This window comes from Pseudomonas sp. SG-MS2, assembly GCF_009933855.1.
Taxonomy (GTDB): Bacteria; Pseudomonadota; Gammaproteobacteria; order Pseudomonadales; family Pseudomonadaceae; genus Aquipseudomonas; species Aquipseudomonas putida_E.
Genome location: NZ_MOMO01000099.1, coordinates 1 through 9,798 on the forward strand (window position 1 = coordinate 1; position 9,798 = coordinate 9,798).

Sequence of the window (9,798 nt, forward strand, 5' to 3'; positions counted from 1 at the left end):
TGCACCTGGCGCTGATCCTCGGCGTGGGCTTTACCGTGGTCAAGCCGGCTGAAATCCGCCAGACCATGGACATCACCCTGGCCACCTTCAAAAGCGAGAAGCCGCCCGAGAAGGCCGATTTCCAGGCCCAGGCCAACCAGCAAGGCAGCGGCACCCTTGAGAAGAAGGCGGTACCCACCACCACCGAGATCGCGCCGTTCCAGGACAGCAAGATCAACAAGGTCACCCCGCCGCCGGCGGCAAAACCTGAGGTGAAACCGCCGCCTGCGCCGCAAAAATCCGCCGTGGCCACCCAAGCCCCCAAGGCGCAGAAGGTCGAGCCCAAGCCAAAGGAAAGCAAGCCGCAGCCCAAACCGGCCGCAACGCCAGATTTCGACAGTTCGCAGCTGTCGAGCCAGATCGCCAGCCTCGAGGCCGAGCTGTCCAACGAACAGCAGATGTACGCCAAGCGCCCGCGCATCCACCGCCTGAACGCCGCCTCGACCATGCGCGACAAGGGCGCCTGGTACAAGGAGGAGTGGCGCAAGAAGGTCGAGCGGGTGGGCAACCTCAATTACCCCGACGAAGCACGCCGCCAGCAGATTTACGGCAACCTGCGGATGATGGTGTCGATCAACCGTGATGGCTCGCTCTATGAGGTGCTGGTGCTCGAGTCGTCCGGGCAGCCGGTGCTGGACCAGGCCGCCCAACGCATCGTGCGGCTGGCGGCGCCGTTTGCGCCGTTTACCGGCGACCTGGCGGAATACGACCGACTGGAAATCATCCGTACCTGGCGGTTTGCCCGTGGGGATCGGCTTTCCAGTAACTGAGCTGCAAGCTGCAAGCTCGAATGCCTTGTCAGCCTCGCCACCTGGCGCCACACTATCCCCCATGAAAAACCTCGCCCCGAGCTACCTAAAGCATCAGTTCCTGATCGCCATGCCGCACATGGCCGATCCGAACTTTGCCCAGACCCTCACGTACATCGTCGAGCACAACGCCAATGGCGCCATGGGCCTGGTGGTCAATCGACCTCAGGAGCTGAACCTGGCGGACATTCTCGAGCAGTTGCGCCCGGACGAGGAACCGCCGGCCAGCACCCTGCAGGTACCGATCTACCAGGGCGGCCCGGTGCAGACCGACCGCGGCTTCGTACTGCACAGCAGCGAATGCAGCTACCAGGCCACTGTCGAGCTGCAAGGCCTGTCGCTGTCCACCTCGCAGGATGTGCTGTTCGCCATTGCCGAAGGAGTAGGGCCACAAAAGAGCCTGATCACCCTGGGCTATGCCGGCTGGGAAGCCGGGCAACTGGAGGCGGAACTCGCCGATAACGCCTGGCTGAACTGCCCGTTCGATGCGGACATCATTTTTGGCCTGGCCAGTGAACAGCGCCTGGGGGCCGCAGCCGCCAGCCTGGGCATCAACCTCAGCCTGCTGACCAGCCAGGCGGGCCACGCCTGATGGCCGAGCTACGCCTGCTGCTGGGCTTCGACTACGGCAGCAAACAGATCGGTGTGGCCGTCGGCCAGGTAGTGACCGGCCAGGCACGTGAACTGTGCACGCTCAAAGCGCAGAATGGCGTGCCGGACTGGGCCCAGGTGGAAAAACTGATCAATGAGTGGAAGCCCGATGCCATCGTTGTCGGCCTGCCATTGAACATGGACGGCACGCCAAGCGAAATGAGCGCCCGCGCCGAAAAGTTCGCCCGCCGCCTCAACGGCCGTTTCAACCTGCCGGTGCACACCCACGACGAACGCCTGACCACTTTCGAGGCCAAGGGCGAGCGCATGGCCCGCGGCGGCCAGCGCGGCAGTTACCGTGACAACCCGGTCGATGCCATCGCCGCGGCCCTGCTGCTGCAAGGCTGGCTGGAGGCCAATACCTAATTTTCCGCTTTGCCGTCGGGCCAACCCGGCGCCCTCCAGGAGACACGCAATGAGCCTACCCAATCCCGCCGATCTGATCCGGCAGATGGCTGTCGACCTTCGCGCCCATCTCGCCCGCCGCGGCATCACCGAGCCGCGTTACATCGGCATCCGCACCGGCGGCGTCTGGGTAGCCCAGGCCCTGCAGCAGGAACTGGCCGATGCCAGCCCGCTGGGCACCCTGGACGTGTCGTTCTACCGCGACGATTTCAGCCAGAACGGCCTGCACCCTCAAGTGCGCCCGTCAGAGCTGCCGTTCGAGGTCGAAGGCCAGCACCTGGTACTGATCGACGACGTGCTGATGAGCGGCCGCACCATTCGCGCCGCGCTCAACGAACTGTTCGATTACGGCCGCCCGGCCAGCGTGACCCTGGTCTGCCTGCTTGACCTGGACGCCGGCGAACTGCCGATCCGCCCCAACGTGCTGGGTGCCACCCTGTCGCTGGCGGCCCATGAACGGGTAAAATTGACCGGCCCCGCACCGCTCGTACTCGAGCGCCAGGACCTCGCCACCGCTTCCGCCCTTTAAGAGTCCACTCGCGATGACGCCAATCGACGCCAAGCGCCCGCTGCAGCTCAATGATCAGGGCCAGCTGCGCCACTTTCTCTCGCTCGACGGTTTGCCCCGCGAACTGCTCACCGAGATCCTCGACACCGCCGACTCGTTCCTCGAAGTCGGCGCACGGGCCGTCAAGAAAGTCCCGTTGCTGCGCGGCAAGACCGTGTGCAACGTGTTCTTCGAGAACTCGACCCGCACCCGCACCACCTTCGAACTGGCCGCCCAGCGCCTGTCGGCCGACGTGATCAGCCTGAATGTGTCGACCTCCTCGACCAGCAAGGGCGAAACCCTGTTCGACACCCTGCGCAACCTCGAAGCCATGGCCGCCGACATGTTCGTCGTGCGCCACTCCGACTCGGGTGCCGCGCACTTCATCGCCGAGCATGTATGCCCGGATGTCGCGGTGATCAACGGCGGTGACGGCCGCCATGCGCACCCGACCCAAGGCATGCTCGACATGCTGACCATCCGCCGCCACAAAGGCAGCTTCGAGAACCTGTCCGTGGCGATCGTCGGCGATATCCTGCACTCGCGTGTGGCCCGCTCCGACATGCTCGCGCTCAAGGCGCTGGGCTGCCCGGACATCCGCGTGATCGGCCCGAAAACCCTGATCCCGATCGGTATCGAGCAGTACGGCGTGAAGGTCTACACCGACCTCACCGAAGGGCTGAAGGACGTCGATGTGGTGATCATGCTGCGCCTGCAGCGTGAACGCATGGCCGGCGGCCTGCTGCCCAGCGAGGGTGAGTTCTACCGCCTGTTCGGCCTGACCACCGCGCGCCTTGCCGGCGCCAAGCCGGACGCCATCGTCATGCACCCGGGGCCGATCAACCGCGGCGTGGAGATCGAGTCGGCGGTGGCCGACGGTAAGCATTCGGTGATCCTCAACCAGGTCACCTACGGCATCGCCGTGCGCATGGCGGTGCTGTCCATGGCCATGAGCGGGCAGAACACGCAACGTCAACTCGACCAGGAGAACGCCCAGTGACCCTCAGCATTCTTGGCGCCCGGGTCATCGACCCCAAGAGTGGCCTGGACCAAGTCACCGACCTGCACCTGGACGGTGGCCGCATTGCCGCCATCGGCGCGGCCCCGGCCGGCTTCAGCGCCAGCCGTACAATCCAGGCAGATGGCCTGATCGCCGCACCCGGCCTGGTCGACCTCGGTGTATCGCTGCGCGAGCCGGGTTACAGCCGCAAGGGCACCATTGCCAGTGAAACCCGCGCCGCCGTGGCCGGAGGCGTCACCAGCCTGTGCTGCCCACCGCAGACCAAGCCGGTGCTCGATACCTCGGCAGTGGCCGAGCTGATCCTCGACCGCGCCCGCGAAGCCGGCAACAGCAAGGTCTACCCCATCGGCGCCCTGACCAAGAGCCTGGAAGGCGAGCAACTGGCCGAACTGGTCGCCCTGCGTGACACCGGTTGCGTAGCCTTCGGTAACGGCCTGAAAGAAATCCCCAACAACCGTACCCTGGCCCGTGCCCTGGAATACGCTGCCACCTTCGACCTGACCGTGGTCTTCCACTCCCAGGACCGCGACCTGGCCCAGGGCGGCCTGGCCCATGAAGGCGCGATGGCCAGTTTCCTCGGCCTGCCCGGCATTCCGGAAACCGCCGAGACCGTTGCCCTGGCGCGCAACCTGCTGCTGGTCGAGCAGGCCGGCGTACGTGCGCACTTCACCCAGATCACCAGCGCCCGTGGCGCGCGGCTGATCGCCCAGGCCCAACAACTCGGCCTGCCAGTGACCGCCGATGTGGCGTTGTACCAGCTGATCCTCACCGACGAGTCGCTGCGGGAGTTCTCAAGCCTCTACCACGTGCAGCCGCCACTGCGTAGCGCCGCCGACCGCGATGGCCTGCGCGAAGCGGTCAGATCGGGCGTGATCCAGGCGATCTCCAGCCATCACCAGCCGCACGAACGCGATGCCAAGCTCGCCCCGTTCGGTGCCACCGAGCCCGGTATCAGCAGCGTCGAACTGCTGCTGCCATTGGCCATGACGCTGGTGGAAGACGGCCTGCTCGACCTGCCGACCCTGCTCGCCCGCCTGACCAGCGGCCCGGCGGCCGCCATGCGCCTGCCGGCGGGTGAACTGAAGGTCGGTGGCTCGGCGGATCTGGTGCTGTTCGATGCCAAGGCCTCGACGGTTGCCGGCGAGCAGTGGTACTCGCGCGGCGACAACTGCCCGTTCATCGGCCACTGCCTGCCCGGCGCTGTGCGTTACACCGTGGTCGACGGGCACGTCTGCCACGAGGGCTGAGTAAGCACACCGCTCGCTGTAGGAGCGGCCTTGTGTCGCGAAAGGGGTGCGAAGCAGCCCCGGGAATTTCCGAATAGTGCCGGGATCTTGGGGCCGCTTTGCGGCCCTTTCGCGACACAAGGCCGCTCCTACAGCGACCGCGCCCCGCACAGGCTGATAGCAACCATTCATCCCCCTCGGTTGAAATCCTTCCCCCCACCCCCATATGAGTCTGCATCAGGCAATTTTGCCCCGCTGCGTGGAGACTCTCCCCTTGACCACCATCGTTTCTGTCCGCCGTCACGGCAAAGTCGTCATGGGCGGCGACGGCCAGGTATCTCTCGGCAACACCGTCATGAAAGGCAACGCCAAAAAGGTACGTCGCCTGTACAACGGTGAGGTCATCGCCGGTTTCGCCGGCGCCACCGCCGACGCGTTCACCCTGTTCGAGCGCTTCGAAGCCCAACTGCAGAAACACTCCGGCCATTTGGTGCGGGCCGCCGTCGAGCTGGCCAAAGAATGGCGTACCGACCGCTCCCTGAGCCGCCTGGAGGCCATGCTGGCCGTGGCCAACAAGGACGCATCGCTGATCATCACCGGCAACGGTGACGTGGTCGAGCCAGAAGACGGCCTGATCGCCATGGGCTCCGGCGGCGCCTACGCCCAGGCCGCGGCCCGCGCCCTGCTGAACAAGACTGACCTCTCGGCCCGCGAAATCGCCGAGACCGCACTGAACATCGCCGGTGACATCTGCGTGTTCACCAACCACAACCTGACCATCGAGGAGCAGGACCTGGCCGAGTGATCAGCTGTTCTGGCGCCCCGTCCCGGTGACGGGGCTTTTCCACGCTGACTCATTCTGCTCGAGGACCATTTTCATCATGTCCATGACCCCCCGCGAGATCGTCCACGAACTCAACCGCCACATCATCGGCCAGGACGACGCCAAGCGCGCCGTGGCCATCGCCCTGCGCAACCGCTGGCGGCGGATGCAGCTGCCAGCCGAGCTGCGCGCCGAGGTGACGCCTAAAAACATTCTGATGATCGGCCCCACCGGCGTCGGCAAGACCGAAATTGCCCGCCGCCTGGCCAAGCTGGCCAACGCACCATTCCTCAAGGTCGAAGCGACCAAGTTCACCGAGGTGGGCTACGTTGGCCGCGATGTCGAGTCGATCATCCGCGACCTGGCCGACGCCGCGATGAAGATGCTGCGCGAGCAAGAGATCATCCGCGTGCGCCACCGCGCCGAAGATGCCGCCGAAGACCGTATTCTCGACGCCCTGCTGCCGCAGGCCCGGGTCACCAGCTTCAGCGAGGAAGCCGCGCAGACCAGCAGCGACTCCAATACCCGCCAGCTGTTCCGCAAGCGCCTGCGTGAAGGCCAACTGGACGACAAGGAAATCGAAATCGAGGTGGCCGACGCCGTCGGCGTCGAAATCGCCGCGCCGCCCGGCATGGAAGAGATGACCAACCAGCTGCAGAGCCTGTTCGCCAACATGGGCAAGGGCAAGCGCAAGGCGCGCAAGCTCAAGGTCAAAGAAGCGCTGAAGATGGTTCGCGACGAAGAAGCGAGCCGCCTGGTCAACGATGATGACTTGAAGGCAAAGGCCCTGGAAGCGGTCGAACAGCACGGCATCGTATTCATCGACGAAATCGACAAGGTGGCCAAGCGTGGCAACGTCGGCGGCGCTGATGTGTCCCGTGAAGGCGTGCAGCGCGACCTGCTGCCACTGATCGAAGGCTGCACCGTCAACACCAAGCTGGGCATGGTCAAGACCGACCACATCCTGTTCATCGCCTCCGGCGCGTTCCACCTGAGCAAGCCGAGCGACCTGGTCCCTGAACTGCAAGGCCGCCTGCCGATCCGCGTGGAGCTCAAGGCGCTGACCCCGGAAGACTTCGAGCGCATCCTGCAAGAGCCGCACGCTTCGCTGACCGAGCAGTACCGCGAGCTGCTCAAGACCGAAGGCCTGAACATCGAGTTCAAGGCAGACGGTATCAAGCGCCTGGCCGAGATCGCCTTCCAGGTCAACGAGAAGACCGAGAACATCGGTGCCCGCCGCCTGCACACCCTGCTCGAGCGCCTGCTCGAAGAGGTGTCGTTCAGTGCCGGCGACCTGGCCAGTGCACATGATGAAGCACCGATCCAGATCGACGCAGCGTACGTGAACGGCCATCTGGGTGAGCTGGCCCAGAACGAAGACCTGTCGCGCTACATCCTTTAAGCGGCGAGCTGCAAGCTGCAAGCTGCAAGCGACAAGCTGTTTGGCGTCGCTTGCAGCACTGCTGCTCACATGATCTTTCCATGGTGGCTCTAATATCACTTCTTGCAGCTTGAAGCTTGAAGCTTGAAGCTTGAAGCTTGAAGCTTGTCGCTCAGAAGAGATTCAGACCATGGCCCGCATGCCAACCGCCATCAACCTGCACAAAGCCTCCAGGACACTCAGCCTCACCTACGGTCCCGACGAGGCCTACCACCTGCCCGCCGAATTCCTGCGCGTGCACTCCCCCTCCGCCGAGGTCCAGGGCCACGGCAACCCCATCCTGCAATTCGGCAAGATCAATGTCGGCCTCAGCGGCCTTGAGCCCGCTGGCCAATATGCACTGAAACTGACCTTCGACGACGGCCATGACAGCGGGCTGTTCACCTGGGAATACCTGGAGCAACTGTGCCTGCGTCAGGAACAACTCTGGGCCGAGTACCTCGATGAGTTGCACAAGGCCGGCAAATCCCGCGATCCTGCCGAAACAGTGGTCAAACTGATGCTCTAGCTCAAGCCTTCCACGCTTTAGAGCGCATTTTCTAATCTCATCTGCTTGAATGCCCTACAGACAGCTCATTCAAGGGCTGTCTTGCGCATTACATGAAAGTCGGGTAACCAATGGAGCTGGCAAGTTCCCTGCATTGCTTTGAAGGCAGTCAGGGCATGGCCGGTATGTAGAGGTCGCGAGCGAAAGCAGGCTGTCTTCACACGCAGATTCCCCCGCAGCTCATCGCCGATTGCATCCGGCCCGCAGCACCGCTGTTCCTTATCACTGGTCACCCGAGTAGCAGTACCGGGCTGTCGACTGTGCATGCGCCACAGCAAACCGGTACTCGTCTCAGGACAACGGAGCGTCGTAGATGAGTAACAAGAACAACGATGAGTTGCAGCGGCAAGCCTCGGACAACACCCTGGGCCTGAACCCGGTCATCGGCATCCGCCGCAAGGACCTGCTGAGCTCTGCGCGTACCGTGCTGCGCCAGGCCGTGCGCCAGCCGCTGCACAGCGCCAAACACGTGGCACATTTCGGCCTGGAGCTGAAAAACGTGCTGCTGGGCAAGTCCAGCCTGGCCCCCGAGGGCGACGACCGTCGCTTCCAGGACCCGGCCTGGAGCAAGAACCCGCTGTACCGCCGCTACCTGCAAACCTATCTGGCCTGGCGCAAGGAGCTGCAGGACTGGATCGGCAACAGCGACCTGTCGCCCCAGGACATCAGCCGTGGGCAATTCGTCATCAACCTGATGACCGAAGCCATGGCGCCGACCAATACCCTGTCCAACCCGGCGGCGGTCAAACGCTTCTTCGAAACCGGCGGCAAGAGCCTGCTCGACGGCCTGTCCAACCTGGCCAAGGACGTGGTCAACAATGGTGGCATGCCCAGCCAGGTCAACATGGACGCCTTTGAAGTGGGCAAGAACCTCGGTACCAGCGAAGGCGCCGTGGTGTACCGCAATGACGTGCTGGAGCTGATCCAGTACAGCCCCATCACCGAGCAGGTGCACGCCCGCCCTTTGCTGGTGGTGCCGCCACAGATCAACAAGTTCTACGTCTTCGACCTGAGCCCTGAGAAAAGCTTGGCGCGCTTCTGCCTGCGCTCGCATCAGCAGACCTTCATCATCAGTTGGCGCAACCCGACCAAAGCCCAGCGGGAGTGGGGCCTGTCGACCTACATCGACGCACTCAAGGAAGCGGTCGACGCGGTCCTGGCGATTACCGGCAGCAAGGACCTGAACATGCTCGGTGCCTGCTCCGGCGGCATCACCTGCACCGCACTGGTTGGCCACTACGCCGCGCTGGGCGAGAAGAAGGTGAATGCGCTGACCCTGCTGGTCAGCGTGCTGGACACCACCCTGGATACCCAGGTGGCATTGTTCGTCGACGAGCAGACTCTGGAGTCGGCCAAGCGCCACTCCTACCAGGCCGGCGTGCTCGAAGGCAGCGACATGGCCAAAGTGTTCGCCTGGATGCGCCCCAACGACCTGATCTGGAACTACTGGGTCAACAACTACCTGCTCGGCAACGAGCCGCCCGTATTCGACATCCTGTTCTGGAACAACGACACCACGCGCCTGCCGGCGGCCTTCCACGGCGACCTGATCGAGATGTTCAAGAACAACCCGTTGACCCGCGCCGATGCACTGGAAGTGTGCGGGACCGCCATCGACCTGAAAAAGGTCAAGTGCGACATCTTCAGTGTGGCCGGCACCGCCGACCATATTACCCCGTGGCAGTCGTGCTACCGCTCGGCGCACCTGTTTGGCGGCAAGATCGAGTTTGTCCTGTCCAACAGCGGCCACATCCAGAGCATCCTCAACCCGCCGGGCAACCCCAAGGCGCGTTTCCTGACCGGCGCGGACCGCCCCGGCGACGCATTGGCCTGGCAAGAGAACGCAGACAAGCATGCCGACTCCTGGTGGCTGTATTGGCAGGCATGGCTGAGCGAGCGCGCCGGCGACCTGAAAAAGGCGCCGGCCCGCCTGGGCAACCGTGCCTATGCCGCAGGTGAAGCCGCACCGGGAACTTACGTTCACGAACGTTGAGTTGTAACGCCGTGGCTGCCCACCGGCGGGCCACGGCGCTTCATTCACCACAGAGTCATGCGCATGTCGTCACACTACATATTCCGGACCGTCGAGCTGGACGACCAGTCCATCCGCACTGCCGTGCGCCCAGGCAAGCCGCACCTGACGCCGCTGCTGATCTTCAATGGCATCGGCGCCAACCTGGAGCTGGTGTTCCCGTTCATCGAAGCGCTGGACCCGGACCTCGAAGTCATTGCCTTCGACGTGCCAGGCGTGGGTGGCTCCTCCACCCCCCGCCACCCCTATCGCTTCCC

At 64.0% G+C, this 9,798-nt stretch carries 11 protein-coding genes; all 11 read left to right on the forward strand.

What is annotated here, in order from left to right; translation table 11 throughout:
• Positions 1–809 (forward strand): energy transducer TonB (locus BLX42_RS08150; protein ID WP_161871534.1); only part of this gene is annotated, 809 nt, incomplete at its 5' end.
• 61 nt (positions 810–870) lie between these two features.
• Entirely contained in the window at positions 871–1,440 is a 570-nt protein-coding gene (locus BLX42_RS08155) for a YqgE/AlgH family protein (RefSeq protein ID WP_046785025.1), read from the forward strand.
• On the forward strand, positions 1,440–1,865 hold the full coding sequence (ruvX, locus tag BLX42_RS08160; RefSeq protein ID WP_012312410.1) for a Holliday junction resolvase RuvX: 426 nt from the start codon (positions 1,440–1,442) through the stop codon (positions 1,863–1,865). Before BLX42_RS08155 ends, ruvX begins: the two co-directional genes overlap by 1 nt.
• Before the next feature lie 49 nt (positions 1,866–1,914).
• Positions 1,915–2,433, forward strand: a complete 519-nt coding sequence (gene pyrR, locus BLX42_RS08165) for a bifunctional pyr operon transcriptional regulator/uracil phosphoribosyltransferase PyrR (RefSeq protein ID WP_161871535.1) — start codon at positions 1,915–1,917, stop codon at positions 2,431–2,433.
• Positions 2,434–2,446: 13 nt separating this feature from the next.
• The gene (locus BLX42_RS08170) at positions 2,447–3,451 is read left to right on the forward strand and encodes an aspartate carbamoyltransferase catalytic subunit (protein WP_012312408.1); all 1,005 of its coding nucleotides are present in this window, start codon (positions 2,447–2,449) and stop codon (positions 3,449–3,451) included.
• Positions 3,448–4,719 (forward strand): dihydroorotase, encoded by a 1,272-nt coding sequence (locus tag BLX42_RS08175; RefSeq protein ID WP_119688154.1) that lies wholly within the window; start codon positions 3,448–3,450, stop codon positions 4,717–4,719. The genes BLX42_RS08170 and BLX42_RS08175 overlap by 4 nt, the downstream gene beginning before the upstream one ends.
• A 253-nt stretch (positions 4,720–4,972) precedes the next feature.
• Complete coding sequence (gene hslV, locus BLX42_RS08180) at positions 4,973–5,503, forward strand: ATP-dependent protease subunit HslV (protein WP_012312406.1); 531 nt, start codon at positions 4,973–4,975, stop codon at positions 5,501–5,503.
• Positions 5,504–5,579: 76 nt separating this feature from the next.
• Positions 5,580–6,923: an ATP-dependent protease ATPase subunit HslU gene (gene hslU / locus BLX42_RS08185; protein WP_046785022.1), complete on the forward strand. Its 1,344-nt coding sequence runs from the start codon at positions 5,580–5,582 to the stop codon at positions 6,921–6,923.
• Between the two features lie 169 nt (positions 6,924–7,092).
• Entirely contained in the window at positions 7,093–7,470 is a 378-nt protein-coding gene (locus BLX42_RS08190) for a gamma-butyrobetaine hydroxylase-like domain-containing protein (protein WP_046785021.1), read from the forward strand.
• 352 nt (positions 7,471–7,822) lie between these two features.
• The gene (phaC, locus tag BLX42_RS08195; protein WP_046785020.1) at positions 7,823–9,502 is read left to right on the forward strand and encodes a class II poly(R)-hydroxyalkanoic acid synthase; all 1,680 of its coding nucleotides are present in this window, start codon (positions 7,823–7,825) and stop codon (positions 9,500–9,502) included.
• Positions 9,503–9,565: 63 nt separating this feature from the next.
• A partial coding sequence (locus BLX42_RS08200) for an alpha/beta fold hydrolase (protein ID WP_371926633.1) occupies positions 9,566–9,798 on the forward strand: 233 nt, incomplete at its 3' end.